Raw genomic sequence first — 15,856 nt, forward strand, 5'->3', positions numbered from 1 at the left:
ACATTTTGCGCACGGAGCCAGGAGGCTTCGCGCTAACTCATGACTGATCGACTGGAATCATTATGTCCGGCTGTACCCCTGTTCTTGCCTTGTCCCTGCGTGGGGCCCTCGCCGCCGTGTGCGGCTCGCTGCTCGCGCCCGTGGCCCTGGCCGCCGACCCTGGCCATGAAGGCCATGCGCACGACGCACCCGAGCTGAGCCCGACGGTAATCACCGCCGTGGCCCCGAGCTCGCCGCTGACCGTGGTCACCAACCCGAAAGACCCGCGCCAGCCAGTGCCGGCCAGCGACGGCGCCGACTACCTGAAGACCATCCCCGGCTTCTCGGCGATCCGCGCCGGCGGCACCAACGGTGACCCGGTGTTGCGCGGCATGTTCGGCTCGCGCCTGAATATCCTCACCAATGGCGGCCTGATGCTGGGCGCCTGCCCCAACCGCATGGACGCGCCCACGTCCTATATTTCGCCGGAAACCTACGACCGCCTGACCGTGATCAAAGGCCCGCAAAGCGTGATCTGGGGCCCGGGCGGTTCGGCAGGCACCATTCTTTTCGAACGTGAACCCGAAAAGTTCGGCACCCTCGGCAGCCGGGTAAACGCCAGCCTGCTGGCCGGCTCCAACGGCCGCTTCGACAAGGTGCTGGATGCCGCCGCCGGCAACAGCCAGGCCTACGCCCGCTTCGTCGGCAACCAGTCGCGCTCGGATGACTACCACGACGGCAACAACGACACCGTGCCATCGCGCCGGGAAAAATGGAACGGCGATGTCGCCCTCGGCTGGACGCCCGACCAGGACACTCTGCTGGAGCTGACGGCCGGCAAGGGCGATGGAGAGGCCCGCTATGCCGGGCGCGGCATGGACGGCTCGCAGTTCAAGCGTGAAAGCCTGGGCCTGCGCTTTGAAAAGTCCAACCTTGGCGAGGTGCTCGACAAGGTCGAGGCGCAGGTCTACTACAACTACGCCGACCATGTGATGGACAACTACAGCCTTCGTACCCCATCGGGCAGCGGCATGATGGGCATGCCGATGGTCAGCAACGTCGACCGTCGCACCATGGGGGCACGCATCAAGGCCACCTGGCGCTGGGCCGATGTGCAGCTGATCAGTGGCATCGACGCGCAAACCAACGAACATCGCCAGCGTGGGGGCATGGGCGTAGACGCACACAAGGGCCAGGCCTGGACCAAGGACGCCGACTTCCACAACTACGGTGCCTTCAGCGAACTGACCTGGTACGTCAGCGGTGAAGACCGGCTGATCACCGGTGCCCGCCTGGACCGCGCCTCGGCCCGAGACCTCCGTAAAGGCAGCGCCACAGAAGGTGATAGCCGCGCCGACACCCTGCCCAGCGGTTTCATACGCTATGAGCACGACCTGGCAGCCATCCCGGCCACCACCTATATCGGCCTCGGCCATGCCCAGCGTTTCCCCGATTACTGGGAGCTGTTCTCGCCCAAGCTGGCACCGCCCGGTGCAGCAAATGCCTTTGACGGCATCAAGCCAGAGAAGACCACCCAGCTCGACTTCGGCATCCAGTATCGCACCGAGCGCCTGGAAGCCTGGGCTTCGGGCTATGTCGGGCAAATCCGCGACTACATCCTGTTCGACTACCGCACGGGCATGATGGGCATGAGCACCTCGCAGGCACAGAACATCGACGCCCGCATCATGGGCGGCGAACTGGGTGCCGCCTACCAGCTGACCGAAAACTGGAAGGCCGACGGCACGCTGGCCTACGCTTGGGGCAAGAACAGCAGTGATGGCAAAGCGCTACCGCAAATGCCACCCCTGGAAAGCCGCCTCGGCCTGACCTACAGCCGCGATGTATGGAGCGTCGGTGCACTGTGGCGGCTGGTGGCGGCGCAAAACCGCATTGCCGAGAACCAGGGCAACGTGGTCGGCAAGGACTACGACAAGAGCGCCGGCTTCGGCGTGTTCTCCCTGAACGGCGCCTACAAGGTGAACAAAAACCTCAAGCTCAGCGCAGGGGTCGACAACCTGTTCGACAAAACCTACGCCGAGCACTTGAACCTGGCCGGGAACGCCGGGTTCGGCTACCCGGCTACCGATCCACAGCCGGTCAACGAGCCAGGCAGGACCTTCTGGACCAAGGTCGACTTCAGCTTCTGACAACAACCACGGGCGCAGCCTCGGTTGCGCCCCTCTGCTGGTCAAACAGGAGGTTCCCATGAGAGGAACACGCACCAATTTCTATAACCTGGCCTGGCGTTGGCACTTTTATGCGGGGCTGTTCGTGGCCCCGTTCATGATCCTGTTGGCGATCACCGGGATCATCTACCTGTTCAAGCCGCAGCTCGACCCGCTGCTGTACCGCGACCTGATGGTGGTCGAAGCCGGCCACCACCGACAGGGCGCCGATGCGATGCTGGCGCAAGTGCGCCAGGCTTACCCCAAAGGCCACGTCGGCCAGTACCTGCCGCCCATCAACGCCGAGCGCAGTGCGCAGTTCGTGGTGCATGACAGCGGGCGCGAACTGAACGTGTTCGTCGACCCGTATAGCGGCAAGGTGCTCGGCGAGCAGGACGCCAAGCAGAACCTGCAGGCCATCGCCCGCGCCCTGCATGGCGAGCTGATGGTTGGCACGGTCGGTGACCGCCTGGTGGAGCTGGCCGCAGGCTGGGGCATCGTGCTGGTGGTGTCGGGCCTGTACCTCTGGTGGCCACGCGGGCGCAATGGCGCTGGCGTGCTGTGGCCACGGCTGTCGGCACGCGGCCGGTTGTTCTGGCGCGACCTGCACGCGGTTACCGGCTTCTGGGGCGCGGCCTTGCTGTTGCTGATGCTGGTCAGCGGCATGACCTGGACCGGGCTTTGGGGCAAGCAGTACGCCGATTTGTGGAACCGTTTCCCGGCAGCCATGTGGAACGACGTGCCCAAGTCGGACCAGCAGGCGGGTGAGCTTAATAGTGCCCACCGCCAGACCGTGCCCTGGGCGATGGAAAACACGCCGATGCCGCAGTCCGGCGCACACGCCGAACACGCCGGGCACCACATGATGTCGGACATGCCCGCAGCGCCCCAGGTGAGCGTGCAGCAGGTCGAAGACATCGCCACCTCCCGCCAGGTCGAGCCGGGCTACAGCATTACCCTGCCGACCACGGCTGACGGTGTGTTCACCATTGCCGTGTTCGCCGACGACCCTCGCAACGACGCCACCCTGCATGTCGACCAGTACACCGGCAAGGTCCTGGCCGATGTGCGCTGGCAGGACTACAGCCCGGTCGCCCGCGCCACCGAGCTGGGGGTGATGCTGCATGAGGGCAAGATGTTCGGGGCGTTCAACCAGATCATCATCCTGCTGGTGTGCCTGATGATCCTGCTGGGGTCGGTGAGCGGGCTGGTGATGTGGTGGAAGCGCCGGCCTGAAGGCGGGCTGGGTGTGCCGCCGCTGCGCCATGACCTGCCGCGCTGGAAGGCGGCGGTAGGGGTGATGCTGGTGCTGGGGCTGATGTTCCCGTTGGTGGGCGTATCGATGGTGGTGATGTGGGTGGTGGACAGCCTGGTGGTGCGCCGCCGCCGGGAGCTGGCCAGCGCCTGAGCCCTGCATAACCTGCACTGGCCTCTTCGCGGGCTTGCCCGCTCCCACAGGATCTCTGCCGCCCTCAGGCGTGGCGCGATACCTGTGGGAGCGGGCATGCCCGCGAAGAGGCCGGGGAAGGTCTCGAACTTTTCCTGCGAAAGCACGGCTGCCATCTGAAAATCGTGGCGATCTGTCGCGATCTCGAATTGGAACGCCCGTGTTAGCCTAGCCGGCGACTTTCAAGGGAATGCAGCTTATGACCGCAATTTCACCAAAACCACAAGAAGAGCAGCACCTGCAACGCAACCTGACCAACCGCCACATCCAGCTGATCGCCATCGGCGGCGCGATCGGTACCGGCCTGTTCATGGGGTCGGGCAAGACCATCAGCCTGGCGGGCCCGTCGATCATCTTCGTCTACATGATCATCGGCTTCATGCTGTTCTTCGTCATGCGCGCCATGGGCGAACTGCTGCTGTCGAACCTGAACTACAAATCGTTCATCGACTTCTCGGCCGACCTGCTCGGCCCCTGGGCCGGTTACTTCACCGGCTGGACCTACTGGTTCTGCTGGGTAGTCACCGGTATCGCCGACGTGGTTGCCATCGCCGCCTACACACAGTTCTGGTTCCCCGACCTGCCGCAGTGGATACCGGCGCTGACCTGCGTAGGGCTGCTGCTGTCGCTGAACCTGGTGACGGTAAAAATGTTCGGCGAGATGGAGTTCTGGTTCGCCCTGGTCAAGATCATCGCCATCCTCGGCCTGGTCGCCACCGGCCTGTACATGGTCATCACCGGCTTCACCTCGCCCAGCGGGCGCACTGCACAGCTGGCCAATCTGTGGAATGACGGCGGCATGTTCCCCCATGGGCTGATGGGTTTCTTCGCCGGTTTCCAGATCGCCGTGTTCGCCTTCGTCGGTATCGAGCTGGTGGGCACCACCGCCGCCGAAGCGAAAAACCCGGAGCGCACCCTGCCGCGGGCGATCAACTCGATCCCGATCCGCATCATCGTGTTCTATGTGCTGGCGCTGATCGCGATCATGGCCGTGACACCTTGGCGCGACGTGGTCCCGGGCAAGAGCCCGTTCGTCGAGCTGTTCGTGCTGGCCGGCCTTCCAGCGGCGGCCAGCATCATCAACTTCGTGGTACTGACCTCGGCGGCCTCGTCGGCCAACAGCGGCGTGTTCTCCACCAGCCGCATGCTCTTCGGCCTGAGCCAGGAGGGTGATGCACCCAAGGCGTTCGAGAAGCTTTCGAGCCGCTCGGTGCCGGCTAACGGCCTGTACTTCTCCTGCACCTGCCTGCTGCTCGGTGCAGTGCTGATCTACCTGGTGCCGAACGTGGTCGAGGCGTTCACCCTGGTGACCACGGTTTCGGCGGTGCTGTTCATGTTCGTGTGGACGCTGATTTTGCTGTCGTACCTGAAGTACCGCAAAAACCGTGCGGCGCTGCATCAGGCGTCGAAGTACAAGATGCCGGGCGGGCGCTTCATGTGCTACGTGTGCCTGGTGTTCTTTGCCTTCATCCTGGTGTTGCTGAGCCTGGAGGCGGACACGCGTTCAGCGCTGGTGGTAACGCCGATCTGGTTCGTATTGCTGGCGGTGACCTATCAGTTTGTACGCAGCAGGCGCCATCCGCGTTCGGCTGTGCGCAACGGCTGATAGCCTCGGGGGCTGCTCTGCAGCCCCAATCCTGTGCACATCAATGTCCCAGGCACCAACCTGGACCTCGCAAACGCCCCAACACCTCGCACAACCCCTCTATTACGCCCATTTCGCCACTAGGCACATCCCTTGCAACGCCCCTCCCCGCTTGCCCAACACTCTAAAAAACTCAGCGGAGAGAGCACATGAAGCGTCGCAGTCTGATCAAGGCTTTTACCCTCAGCGCATCGATTGCGGCGATGGGCCTGAGCTGGAGCATCCAGGCCGCCGAGACCATCAAGGTTGGCATCCTGCATTCGCTGTCGGGGACCATGGCCATTTCCGAGACCTCGCTCAAGGACATGGCGCTGATGACCATCGACGAGATCAACGCCAAGGGCGGCGTGAACGGCAAGATGCTCGAACCGGTGGTGGTCGACCCGGCCTCCAACTGGCCGCTGTTCGCTGAAAAGAGCCGCCAACTGCTGACCCAGGACAAGGTCGCGGTGGTGTTCGGCTGCTGGACCTCGGTGTCGCGCAAGTCGGTGCTGCCAGTGTTCGAAGAGCTCAACGGCCTGCTGTTCTACCCGGTGCAGTACGAGGGTGAAGAGATGTCGCCAAACGTGTTCTACACCGGCGCCGCCCCCAACCAGCAGGCCATTCCTGCCGTCGAATACCTGATGAGCGAAGACGGCGGCAGCGCCAAGCGCTTCTTCCTGCTGGGCACCGACTACGTCTACCCGCGCACCACCAACAAGATCCTGCGCGCTTTCCTGCACAGCAAAGGCGTGGCCGACAAGGACATCGAAGAGGTGTACACGCCGTTCGGCCACGCCGATTACCAGACCATCGTTGCCAACATCAAGAAGTTCTCCGCCGGCGGCAAGACGGCGGTGATTTCCACGGTCAACGGCGACTCCAACGTGCCGTTCTACAAAGAACTGGCCAACCAGGGCCTGAAGGCCACCGACGTGCCGGTTGTGGCGTTCTCGGTGGGCGAAGAAGAGCTGCGCGGCATCGACACCAAACCGTTGGTGGGGCACCTGGCAGCGTGGAACTACTTCGAGTCGGTGGATAACCCGGTGAACCAGAAGTTCGTCGCCGACTGGAAGGCCTACGCCAAGGCCAAGGGCCTGCCAGGCGCTGACAAGGCGGTGACCAACGACCCGATGGAAGCCACCTACGTGGGCATCCACATGTGGGCGCAGGCCGCCGAGAAGGCCAAGTCCACCGACGTCGACAAGGTGCGTGAAGCACTGGCCGGGCAGAGCTTCAAGGCACCGTCGGGCTTCACCCTGACCATGGACAAGACCAACCACCACCTGCACAAGCCGGTGATGATCGGCGAGATCCAGGATGACGGGCAGTTCAGTGTGGTGTGGGAAACCGAGCAGCCGCTGCGGGCGCAGCCTTGGAGCCCGTTCATTCCAGGGAATGACAAGCGACCTGACTACGCAGTGAAAGGTAACTGAGTGCACTGGGGCCGCTATGCGGCCCATTCGCGGGCTTGCCCGCTCCCACAGGTCCCCACTGCCCTCTGGACCAGTGAAATACCTGTGGGAGCGGGCAAGCCCGCGAAGAATCCACCACTGTATTCCAGGATTGCCCGCATGCTCAGAATGCTGCTCACCCTGCTTCTGCTACTCCCCATGGCCACCCAGGCCAGCGAGGGCGAATTCTTCCTCACCGCCAAGCCCGCCGAGCAGGCCCGCCTGCTCGAAAGCTGGGCGGCGCAACCCGATGCCGCGCGCCTGTCACTGCTGGACAACCTGCGCCAGGGCCGCATTGCCACTGACGACACCCGCAAGGTGCGCCTGAACAACCGCCTGCGCGGCCTGATCGACAACGCCCTGGCCAGCCACCAGCTGCTCAGCGACAACAGCGAAACGCGCCTGGCCGCCGCCCAGCAACTGCAAAAAAGCGCACAACCCGCGCAAATGGCCTTCCTCGACCGGCGCTTCGCCAGCGAGCCGGATGCTGCCGTGCACGCCGCCATCGGCCTGGCCCTGGCCAACCTGCAACTGGGCGCCAGCGAACCGGCAGTACGCCTGGCAGCCGTGCGCCTGCTGGGCGAAACCGGTGACCCGCTGGCCCGCACCCGCCTTGAAGCGCTGCTGCAACCCGACGCTGAAGCCGACCCGGGCGTGCGCATCGCTGCCGAAACCAGCCTGGCCCAGGTCAAACGCAAGCTGCTGGTGGGCGAACTGCTCGGCCAGGCCTTCAGCGGCCTGTCGCTGGGCTCGATCCTGCTGCTGGCGGCGCTCGGCCTTGCCATCACCTTCGGCCTGCTCGGGGTGATCAACATGGCCCACGGCGAGATGCTGATGCTCGGCGCCTACAGCACCTATATGGTCCAGGTGCTGGTGCAGCGCTACGCCCCGGGTGCCATCGAGTTCTACCCGCTGATTGCCCTGCCCGTGGCCTTCGCTGTGAGTGCCGGGGTCGGCATGGCGCTGGAACGCACCGTGATCCGCCACCTGTACGGCCGCCCGCTGGAAACCCTGCTGGCGACCTGGGGCATCAGCCTGATGCTGATTCAGGCCATCCGCCTGCTGTTTGGCGCGCAGAACGTCGAGGTGAGCAACCCGGCGTGGCTCTCGGGTGGCATTCAGCTGCTGCCCAACCTGGTGCTGCCGTACAACCGCCTGGTCATCATCGGCTTCGCCTTGGCCGTGGTGCTGCTCACCTGGCTGCTGCTCAACCGCACACGGCTTGGCCTGAACGTGCGCGCAGTCACCCAGAACCGCAACATGGCCGCCTGCTGCGGCGTGTCCACCGGGCGCGTCGACATGCTCGCCTTTGGCCTGGGCTCTGGCATCGCCGGCCTCGGCGGCGTGGCCCTGAGCCAGGTCGGCAACGTCGGCCCGGACCTGGGCCAGAGCTACATCATCGACTCATTCCTGGTGGTGGTGCTGGGCGGTGTCGGGCAGCTGGCCGGCAGCCTCTGGGCCGCGTTCGGCCTTGGCATCACCAACAAGCTGCTGGAGCCGCAGATCGGTGCCGTGCTCGGCAAGATCCTCATCCTTGCGTTGATCATTCTGTTCATCCAGAAGCGCCCGCAAGGCCTGTTCGCCCTCAAGGGACGGGTAATCGACTGATGAACCAGCCACTGCTTGTCACCGCTACGCAAAAGGCCGGGCCGCGCCTGACCCTGACCATCGGCGCCCTCGTCGTGCTGCTGTTGCTGGCCCTGCCGCTGTTGTCGCTGCTCCCGGCGGATCACGCGCTTCAGGTATCGGCCTACACCCTTACCCTGGTCGGCAAGATCCTCTGCTACGCCATCGTCGCTCTGGCCCTGGACCTGGTCTGGGGCTATGCCGGCCTGCTGTCGCTGGGGCACGGCCTGTTCTTCGCCCTGGGCGGCTACGCCATGGGCATGTACCTGATGCGCCAGGCGGCCGGTGACGGCCTGCCGGGGTTCATGACTTTCCTGTCATGGACCGAGCTGCCGTGGTACTGGGCCGGTACCCAGCATTTTGCCTGGGCCCTGTGCCTGGTGGTGCTGGCGCCTGGGCTGCTGGCACTGGTGTTTGGCTGGTTCGCCTTCCGCTCGCGGATCAAGGGGGTGTACTTCTCGATCATGACCCAGGCCCTGACCTTCGCTGGCATGTTGCTGTTCTTCCGCAACGAAACCGGCTTCGGCGGTAACAACGGCTTCACCAGCTTTCGCACCATCCTCGGCTTCGACATTGCCGCACAAGGCACCCGCGCGGTGCTGTTCCTGCTCACCGTCGGGCTGCTGCTGGCCAGCCTGTACCTGTGCTGGCGCCTGACCCGCAGCAAGTTCGGCCGCCTGCTCACCGCCGTGCGCGACGCCGAGAACCGCCTGATGTTCTGCGGCTACGACCCACGCGGCTTCAAGTTGCTGGTGTGGGTGCTCAGCGCCGTCCTGTGCGGCCTGGCGGGCGCGCTGTATGTGCCGCAGGTGGGCATCATCAACCCCAGCGAAATGTCGCCGACCAACTCCATCGAAGCCGCCGTGTGGGTGGCCTTGGGCGGGCGCGGCACGCTGATCGGCCCGCTGCTCGGCGCCGGCCTGGTCAATGGCATGAAAAGCTGGTTCACCGTGGCCTTCCCGGAGTTCTGGCTGTTCTTCCTTGGCGCGCTGTTCATCCTCGTCACCCTGTACCTGCCCAAGGGCGTGGTCGGCCTGTTGAAGAAAAGGAGCCAGCCATGAGAGGCGTGCCCCCGGTCCACCCTGAATTCATGCTCGAACCGGTGTTCGACACCCTCGGCGCCAGTCGCGACGCAATCGGCCTGGGCCAAAGCCGCAAGGCCGGCCTCGACACCCGTCACGGCACAGTGCTGAGCCTGGAGGACATCAGCGTCAGCTTCGATGGTTTCAAGGCGCTCAACGGGCTGAACCTGTACATCGGCGTGGGCGAACTGCGCTGCATCATCGGCCCCAACGGCGCCGGCAAGACCACGATGATGGACGTGATCACCGGCAAGACCCGCCCCGACACTGGCAGCGCCTACTTTGGCGACACCCTCGACCTGACCCGCATGAGCGAATACCAGATCGCCCAGGCCGGCATTGGCCGCAAGTTCCAGAAGCCCACGGTGTTCGAGGCACTGACGGTGTTCGAAAACCTGGAGCTGGCGCTGAAGACCGACAAGTCGGTGTGGGCCAGCCTGGCCGCGCGCCTGGGTGGCGAGCAGCGCCAGCGCATCGAAGAAGTGCTGACCACCTTGCGCCTGCTGCCCCTGGCCCAGCGCCAGGCCGGCTTGCTGTCGCACGGGCAGAAGCAGTTTCTGGAAATCGGCATGTTGCTGGTGCAAGAGCCGCAATTGCTGCTGCTGGATGAGCCAGTGGCCGGCATGACCGACGCCGAGACCGAGTTTACCGCCGAGCTGTTCAAGGGCCTGGCTGGCAAGCATTCGCTGATGGTGGTGGAGCATGACATGGGCTTTGTCGGCAGCATTGCCGACCATGTGACCGTGCTGCACCAGGGCAGTGTGCTTGCAGAAGGGTCGCTGGAGCAGGTGCAGGCAGATGAGCGGGTGGTCGAGGTGTATCTGGGCCGCTAGACATTGACGCCTGTAGCGGCCCTATCGCCGGCAAGCCAGCTCCCACAAGCCCGCGAAAGGGCCAGCACAGGCACAGTAACTCTTTCAGGAACACTCACATGCTCAAGATCGACTCCCTGCACCAGTACTACGGCGGCAGCCATATCCTGCGCGGCCTGTCCTTCGAAGCCAAGGTCGGCGAAGTCACCTGCCTGCTGGGCCGCAATGGCGTGGGCAAGACCACCCTGCTGCGCTGCCTGATGGGCCTGGTACCCGCCCGTGACGGCAGCATCGAATGGGAAGGCAAAACCATCACCAGCCTCAAACCGCAGCAACGGGTCCAGGCCGGGATCGCCTATGTACCCCAGGGCCGCGAAATTTTCCCGCGCCTTACCGTCGAGGAAAACCTGCTGATGGGCCTGTCACGCTTCCCGGCCCGTGAAGCCCGCGAAGTCCCTGCCTTCATCTACGAACTGTTCCCGGTGCTGGAGCAAATGAAGCAGCGCCGTGGCGGCGACCTGTCTGGTGGCCAGCAGCAACAGCTGGCCATCGGCCGCGCCCTGGCCAGCCGCCCACGGCTGCTGATTCTCGACGAGCCCACTGAAGGTATCCAGCCCTCGGTGATCAAGGAGATCGGCGCGGTCATCCGCCGCCTGGCCCAGCGTGGCGACATGGCGATCCTGCTGGTGGAGCAGTTCTACGACTTTGCCGAAGAACTGGCCGACCAGTACCTGGTCATGGCCCGTGGCGAGATCGTGCAACATGGCCGCGGCGAAAACATGCAAGCCGAAGGTGTGCGCGGGCTGGTAACCATTTAATCTGCGAGCAACGACCCTGCGAGACGCTGTCATGAGTTACGAAATCCGCGACGCCCTGCCCACCGACGTGCCGGGCATCCTCGACATCTACAACGACGCGGTGCGCAACACCACGGCGATCTGGAACGAAACGCCGGTTGACCTCGGTAACCGTCAGGCCTGGTTTGAAGCGCGGGCGCAGCAGGGGTATCCCATTCTGGTGGCAGTGGATGAGACGGGTGTACTGGGGTATGCCTCGTTTGGCGACTGGCGGCCGTTTGAAGGGTTTCGTAACACCGTTGAGCACTCGGTGTATATCCGCGCAGACCAGCGTGGCAAAGGGCTGGGGCCGGTGTTGATGGCAGCGCTGGTGGAGCGTGCGCGCGGGTGTGGCAAGCATGTGATGGTGGCGGCCATCGAGAGTGGCAATGCGGCGTCGGTGTGCCTGCATGAGCGGCTGGGCTTCGTGGTGACCGGGCAGATGCCGCAGGTGGGGGTGAAGTTTGGCCGCTGGCTGGACCTGACCTTCATGCAGCTGGTGCTGAACCCCGGAGCCGAACCCAACTGAGCACTTAGGCCTGACGCGACCCCTGTAGGAGCGGCCTTGTGCCGCTGCTACAGGGGACGATGCAGCGTTTACATCTGGGTAAACCTGCCCAGCCGCTGGCGCAGCATGGTGTTCTCGCTGCGCAACTGCTGCACTTCCTGCAACAGCTCCAGCGCCAGCGCCACCCCTTCCCACTCCAGTTCCAGCTCCTGGTGCAGCTTCGCCGCGCGCTTGGCCACCAACGGCGCCTGATCGTCGAACAACCAGTCCTCAGGCGTTCGCCCGGAGGGTTCGACAATGCCGTGTTCGACGATCTCGATCACGCAGTCTGCCGTGACATCGGCTTCCTGACACAAGGTACGCATGTCCAGTTGAACGATCAGGGTGCTGCTCATGATCACTTACTCCATTGTGTCCTCGGGTTGAACGCCGCTTTCTCGGAAAGCTTGGTCCACAGTTCGCGGGCAGCCTCGTCGGAGGTCGGCGGCATGACCACTTTCAGTTGCGCATAAAGGTTGCCGCGCTCACCGCTCTTGTTCGCCAGGCCCTTGCCCGGTACACGCAGGCGCTGGCCGCTCTGGCTGTCGGGGCGGATGGTCAGGTTGATCTTGCCTTCCAGGGTCGGCACCGCAACCTTGGTGCCCAGCGCCGCCTCCCACGGTGCCAGCGGCACAGTGATGATCAGGTCATGTCCTTCGACATCGAACAGCGGGTGCGGTGCCATGCGGATGGTCAGGAACAGGTCACCATTGGCCCCACCACCGCTGCCCGGCGCGCCCTGGCCCTTGAGGCGGATACGCTCACCGTCGGTCACACCGGCCGGGATCTTCACGTTCAGGGTCTTGGTGGTGAAGCCGGTGCGTTGGCCCAAGGCATTGGTTTGCGGCACCTGGAAGCTGATCTGCTTGGACTCCTTGCTCAGGGTCTCTTCAAGGAACACAGCCAGTTCAAGCTCCACATCCTGCCCTCGCCTGCCGGCACTGCGTTGCTGCTGCCGGGCACCACCGAAGGGGTTGCCACCCCGCCCACCGAAGACCGAACTGAAGAAGTCGGAGAAGTCGCCGCCCTCGAAGCCGCCGCCACCGCCACGGCTCTCCCAGCCCGGTGGTGCCTGGAACGGCCGGCCATGTTGGCCGCCGTACTTGCGAATTTCGTCGAACTCGGCACGTTTTTGCGCGTCGCCCAGCACTTCGTAGGCCTCGTTGGCCTCCTTGAACTTGTCCTCGGCGTCGCGCTCCTTGCTGACATCGGGGTGATACTTGCGCGCAAGCTTGCGGTACGCGGCCTTGATCGCCTTCTCGTCCGCCGTGGGCTCTACGCCGAGTATCTTGTAATAGTCTTTGAAGTCCATCTGTGGATCACCAATGTGAATGTGCGTGTTGCAACAGAAGATAGGGGTCAAGCATAGCCTTTCAAGACCGCCTTGGGTTTGCGCCATGGCAGACGACTGGTCTTGATTCTGTAGCCAAGTGGCATAAACTGCGCGGCCGTTTTCCTTCCGGAAGCTGATTTCCCATGTCTGACGTATCCCCGGCCCGCGCCCTGGGCATCGACTTTGGCACCTCCAACTCCACGGTCGGCTGGCACCGCCCTGGCGTGGAGTCGCTGATTGCCCTGGAAGACGGCAAGATCACCTTGCCCTCGGTGGTGTTCTTCAATATCGAAGAGCGGCGCCCGGTGTATGGCCGCCTGGCACTGCACGAATACCTGGAAGGCTACGAAGGCCGCCTGATGCGCTCGCTGAAGAGCCTGCTGGGCTCCAAGCTGATCAAGCACGACACCAGCGTGCTGGGCAGTGCCCTGCCGTTCAAGGACCTGCTGGGCATGTTCATCGGTGAGCTGAAAAAGCGCGCCGAAACCGCCGCTGGCCGCGAATTCGACCAGGTGGTGCTGGGCCGCCCGGTGTTCTTCGTCGACGAAGACCCGGCTGCCGACCAGGAGGCCGAGGACACCCTGGCCGACGTGGCGCGCAAGATCGGCTTCAAGGATGTGTCGTTCCAGTACGAGCCGATTGCCGCGGCCTTCGACTACGAGTCGGGCATCAGCCGTGAAGAACTGGTGCTGATCGTCGACATCGGTGGTGGTACTTCGGACTTCACGTTGATCCGCCTGTCGCCCGAGCGCCACCTGATCGCCGAGCGCCAAAGCGACATTCTCGCGACCGGCGGCGTGCACATCGGCGGTACCGACTTCGACAAGCAGCTGAGCCTGCAAGGCGTGATGCCGCTGTTCGGCTACGGCAGCCGCATGAAAAGCGGCGCGCTGATGCCCACCAGCTACCACCTTAACCTGGCCACCTGGCACACCATCAACGCCCTGTACTCGCAGAAGTCGCAGCTGGCGCTGGGCAGCATGCGCTATGACATCGAGGACAGTTTTGGCATCGACCGCCTGTTCAAGCTGATCGAGCAGCGCGCCGGGCACTGGCTGGCGATGGAAGTGGAGGCCAGCAAGATCGAGCTGACCGAGCAAGACAGCCGCCACATCGACCTGCGCCGTGTCGAGCCCGAACTGACCGCAGCGCTGACCCGTGCGCTGTTCGAAGAGGCGATCGAAGGCCTGCTGGAGCGCGTGCGCGGCAGTGTGACCGAGCTGCTGGCCAAGGCTGGCGTGAGCGAAAGCCAGGTTGACACCGTGTTCTTCACGGGCGGTTCCAGCGGCATTCCGGCGCTGCGCAACAGTGTGTCGGCGATGTTGCCGAATGCGCGGCATGTGGAAGGCAACATCTTTGGCAGCATTGGTAGCGGCCTGGCCATCGAAGCCCGCAAGCGTTACGGCGCAGCCTGATTCATCTCTATGGCCTGGACTGGCCTCTTCGCGGGTAAACCCGCTCCCACAGGGATCGCACAGTACTTGAGACTTGTGCAGTACCTGTGGGAGCGGGTTTACCCGCGAAGAGGCCGCTACAGGCTAATGAAGAATCAGACCAGCTCTTCGCGCTTCAGCTCGCTCTTGAGGTAGGCATAGTAGATCGGCCCCGCCACCACCCCCGGCAGCCCGAATGCCGCCTCGAACACCAGCATCGCCAGCAGCAGTTCCCAGGCCTTGGCACTGATCTGCCCGCCAACGATCCGCGCGTTGAGGAAGTACTCGACCTTGTGGATGACGATCAGGTAACCCAGCGCTGCCGCCGCCACCCAGATCGACAGCGACAGGCCGACAATGGTGATCAGGGTGTTGGACATCAGGTTGCCGATCACCGGCAGCAAGCCCAGCAGGAAGGTCAGCACGATCAGCGTCTTGGTCAGCGGCAGGTGCACGCCGAACAGCGGCATCACCACCGCGAGGAAGATGCCGGTAAAGGCCGTGTTGAGCAGCGAGATCTTGATTTGCGCGAACACGATGTTGCGAAACGCCTTCACCAGCAGGTTCAACCGTTCGAACAGCGCTGCCGCCAGCGGCTTGCGCCGGGAAACATCGGGGATGCGCTGCAAGGCGATGATCGCGCCGAGGATCATGCCGATCAGCAGCGTCACGAACATGTGCGCCATGCCCTTGCCCACCAGTTGCAGGTCGCTCAGGTGGCTCTTGATCCAGTCACCGATGGCCACCTTGAACTCAGCGGCACTGGCGGGCAGGTAGCCCTCGATGAAGGGCGGCAGCTGACCGCGGGCACGCTCCACCAGGGCCATGAACTTGTCCAGCGAGGCGCCGGGGTTTTCCGCCTCGTGCAACAAAAAGCTGAAGGCACCGGCAATCAACAGCGTCAAGGTAATGACCACCAGCGTACCGAGCAGCGCTACGGCCAGCCAGCGCGCGCGTTGGCCGGCCAGTAGCGGTTGCAGGCGCGGGGTCAGCATGTTGACCAGTTCGAACACCAGCAGGCCGGCCAGCAGGCTGGGCAACAACTTCAGGGGCAAAGCCAGCAGCAGGCCCGCCATGACGATGATCAGGCTGGCCAGAGTGATCTGACGGGGGGTAAAGGTCATACAGCCTCGACGGCAGACAGCGGGAATGCCCGCAGTCTGCCAGCCTTGGCGGCGCAGGCATAGGCGCAGGTCATTTCTTCTTCAGGCAGTCGCTCATGTACGCCTTGCGCTCGTCACCCTTCAGGGCTTTGGTGGTGGCGTCGGCGTTGCAGGTCTTCATCTTCTCCTGCTGGGTTTGTGGCACGTCCTTCTTCAGGCAGGTGCTCATGAAGGCTTTGCGTTCATCGCCCTTCAGGGCTTTGGTGGTGGCGTCGGCGTTGCAGGTTTTCATTTTTTCCTGCTGCGCGGTATTGGCCGCGAAGCCTTGGGCGCTGAACAACACCGCCAACGCCAGCAATGGAATTTGCAGCACTTTCATGGAGTGGTCTCCTTGGCTCCGTGCCCGACGCAC

General features: G+C 63.9%; 14 protein-coding genes. 10 read left to right on the forward strand and 4 right to left on the reverse strand.

Features of this window, described 5'->3' with window-relative positions; genetic code table 11:
* Positions 1 to 62 precede the first annotated feature (62 nt).
* The 9 genes from PP4_RS24740 (at position 63) to PP4_RS24780 (ending at position 11,557) form a co-directional block, all read left to right on the forward strand.
* Positions 63 to 2,129, forward strand: coding sequence for a TonB-dependent copper receptor (locus PP4_RS24740; protein WP_016501838.1), 2,067 nt, complete (start codon positions 63 to 65; stop codon positions 2,127 to 2,129).
* Between the two features lie 58 nt (positions 2,130 to 2,187).
* Positions 2,188 to 3,555, forward strand: coding sequence for a PepSY-associated TM helix domain-containing protein (locus PP4_RS24745; protein ID WP_016501839.1), 1,368 nt, complete (start codon positions 2,188 to 2,190; stop codon positions 3,553 to 3,555).
* Between the two features lie 238 nt (positions 3,556 to 3,793).
* Positions 3,794 to 5,200: a D-serine/D-alanine/glycine transporter gene (gene cycA / locus PP4_RS24750; RefSeq protein WP_016501840.1), complete on the forward strand. Its 1,407-nt coding sequence runs from the start codon at positions 3,794 to 3,796 to the stop codon at positions 5,198 to 5,200.
* Between the two features lie 188 nt (positions 5,201 to 5,388).
* Positions 5,389 to 6,654 carry an urea ABC transporter substrate-binding protein gene (gene urtA / locus PP4_RS24755; protein ID WP_016395201.1) on the forward strand — a complete coding sequence of 422 codons (1,266 nt, stop codon included), beginning with the start codon at positions 5,389 to 5,391 and terminating at the stop codon, positions 6,652 to 6,654.
* A gap of 138 nt (positions 6,655 to 6,792) precedes the next feature.
* Positions 6,793 to 8,280, forward strand: a complete 1,488-nt coding sequence (gene urtB, locus PP4_RS24760; protein ID WP_016501841.1) for an urea ABC transporter permease subunit UrtB — start codon at positions 6,793 to 6,795, stop codon at positions 8,278 to 8,280.
* Positions 8,280 to 9,359, forward strand: a complete 1,080-nt coding sequence (gene urtC, locus PP4_RS24765) for an urea ABC transporter permease subunit UrtC (RefSeq protein WP_016501842.1) — start codon at positions 8,280 to 8,282, stop codon at positions 9,357 to 9,359. The genes urtB and urtC overlap by 1 nt, the downstream gene beginning before the upstream one ends.
* Positions 9,356 to 10,213 (forward strand): urea ABC transporter ATP-binding protein UrtD, encoded by an 858-nt coding sequence (urtD, locus tag PP4_RS24770; protein ID WP_016501843.1) that lies wholly within the window; start codon positions 9,356 to 9,358, stop codon positions 10,211 to 10,213. Before urtC ends, urtD begins: the two co-directional genes overlap by 4 nt.
* A gap of 98 nt (positions 10,214 to 10,311) precedes the next feature.
* On the forward strand, positions 10,312 to 11,010 hold the full coding sequence (urtE, locus tag PP4_RS24775) for an urea ABC transporter ATP-binding subunit UrtE (RefSeq protein ID WP_016501844.1): 699 nt from the start codon (positions 10,312 to 10,314) through the stop codon (positions 11,008 to 11,010).
* 31 nt (positions 11,011 to 11,041) lie between these two features.
* The gene (locus PP4_RS24780) at positions 11,042 to 11,557 is read left to right on the forward strand and encodes a GNAT family N-acetyltransferase (RefSeq protein ID WP_016501845.1); all 516 of its coding nucleotides are present in this window, start codon (positions 11,042 to 11,044) and stop codon (positions 11,555 to 11,557) included.
* A 68-nt stretch (positions 11,558 to 11,625) separates the two neighbouring features.
* Here the strand turns inward: PP4_RS24780 and PP4_RS24785 are convergent, their stop codons facing one another.
* Positions 11,626 to 11,931, reverse strand: coding sequence for a chaperone modulator CbpM (locus PP4_RS24785; protein ID WP_016501846.1), 306 nt, complete (start codon positions 11,929 to 11,931; stop codon positions 11,626 to 11,628).
* A gap of 2 nt (positions 11,932 to 11,933) precedes the next feature.
* Entirely contained in the window at positions 11,934 to 12,887 is a 954-nt protein-coding gene (gene cbpA / locus PP4_RS24790) for a curved DNA-binding protein (protein ID WP_016501847.1), read from the reverse strand.
* A 164-nt stretch (positions 12,888 to 13,051) separates the two neighbouring features.
* Between cbpA and PP4_RS24795 the strand changes: the two genes are divergently transcribed.
* The gene (locus tag PP4_RS24795; RefSeq protein WP_016501848.1) at positions 13,052 to 14,323 is read left to right on the forward strand and encodes an Hsp70 family protein; all 1,272 of its coding nucleotides are present in this window, start codon (positions 13,052 to 13,054) and stop codon (positions 14,321 to 14,323) included.
* Positions 14,324 to 14,457: 134 nt separating this feature from the next.
* Here PP4_RS24795 and PP4_RS24800 read toward each other — a convergent pair whose 3' ends face one another.
* Positions 14,458 to 15,465 (reverse strand): AI-2E family transporter, encoded by a 1,008-nt coding sequence (locus tag PP4_RS24800; protein WP_016501849.1) that lies wholly within the window; start codon positions 15,463 to 15,465, stop codon positions 14,458 to 14,460.
* A 70-nt stretch (positions 15,466 to 15,535) separates the two neighbouring features.
* Positions 15,536 to 15,823 carry a PsiF family protein gene (locus PP4_RS24805; RefSeq protein ID WP_016501850.1) on the reverse strand — a complete coding sequence of 96 codons (288 nt, stop codon included), beginning with the start codon at positions 15,821 to 15,823 and terminating at the stop codon, positions 15,536 to 15,538.
* Positions 15,824 to 15,856 lie beyond the last annotated feature (33 nt).

The sequence above is a fragment of the Pseudomonas putida NBRC 14164 genome (genome assembly GCF_000412675.1).
Taxonomy (GTDB): domain Bacteria; phylum Pseudomonadota; class Gammaproteobacteria; order Pseudomonadales; family Pseudomonadaceae; genus Aquipseudomonas; species Aquipseudomonas putida.

Coding starts and splice junctions, on each gene's coding strand:
- PP4_RS24805 (WP_016501850.1), bottom strand. CDS start 15,823: ATGAAAGTGCTGCAAATTCCATTGCTGGCGTTGGCGGTGTTGTTCAGC.
- urtE (WP_016501844.1), top strand. CDS start 10,312: ATGCTCAAGATCGACTCCCTGCACCAGTACTACGGCGGCAGCCATATC.
- cbpA (WP_016501847.1), bottom strand. CDS start 12,887: ATGGACTTCAAAGACTATTACAAGATACTCGGCGTAGAGCCCACGGCG.
- PP4_RS24740 (WP_016501838.1), top strand. CDS start 63: ATGTCCGGCTGTACCCCTGTTCTTGCCTTGTCCCTGCGTGGGGCCCTC.
- cycA (WP_016501840.1), top strand. CDS start 3,794: ATGACCGCAATTTCACCAAAACCACAAGAAGAGCAGCACCTGCAACGC.
- urtD (WP_016501843.1), top strand. CDS start 9,356: ATGAGAGGCGTGCCCCCGGTCCACCCTGAATTCATGCTCGAACCGGTG.
- PP4_RS24780 (WP_016501845.1), top strand. CDS start 11,042: ATGAGTTACGAAATCCGCGACGCCCTGCCCACCGACGTGCCGGGCATC.
- urtA (WP_016395201.1), top strand. CDS start 5,389: ATGAAGCGTCGCAGTCTGATCAAGGCTTTTACCCTCAGCGCATCGATT.
- urtC (WP_016501842.1), top strand. CDS start 8,280: ATGAACCAGCCACTGCTTGTCACCGCTACGCAAAAGGCCGGGCCGCGC.
- urtB (WP_016501841.1), top strand. CDS start 6,793: ATGCTCAGAATGCTGCTCACCCTGCTTCTGCTACTCCCCATGGCCACC.
- PP4_RS24795 (WP_016501848.1), top strand. CDS start 13,052: ATGTCTGACGTATCCCCGGCCCGCGCCCTGGGCATCGACTTTGGCACC.
- PP4_RS24745 (WP_016501839.1), top strand. CDS start 2,188: ATGAGAGGAACACGCACCAATTTCTATAACCTGGCCTGGCGTTGGCAC.
- PP4_RS24785 (WP_016501846.1), bottom strand. CDS start 11,931: ATGAGCAGCACCCTGATCGTTCAACTGGACATGCGTACCTTGTGTCAG.
- PP4_RS24800 (WP_016501849.1), bottom strand. CDS start 15,465: ATGACCTTTACCCCCCGTCAGATCACTCTGGCCAGCCTGATCATCGTC.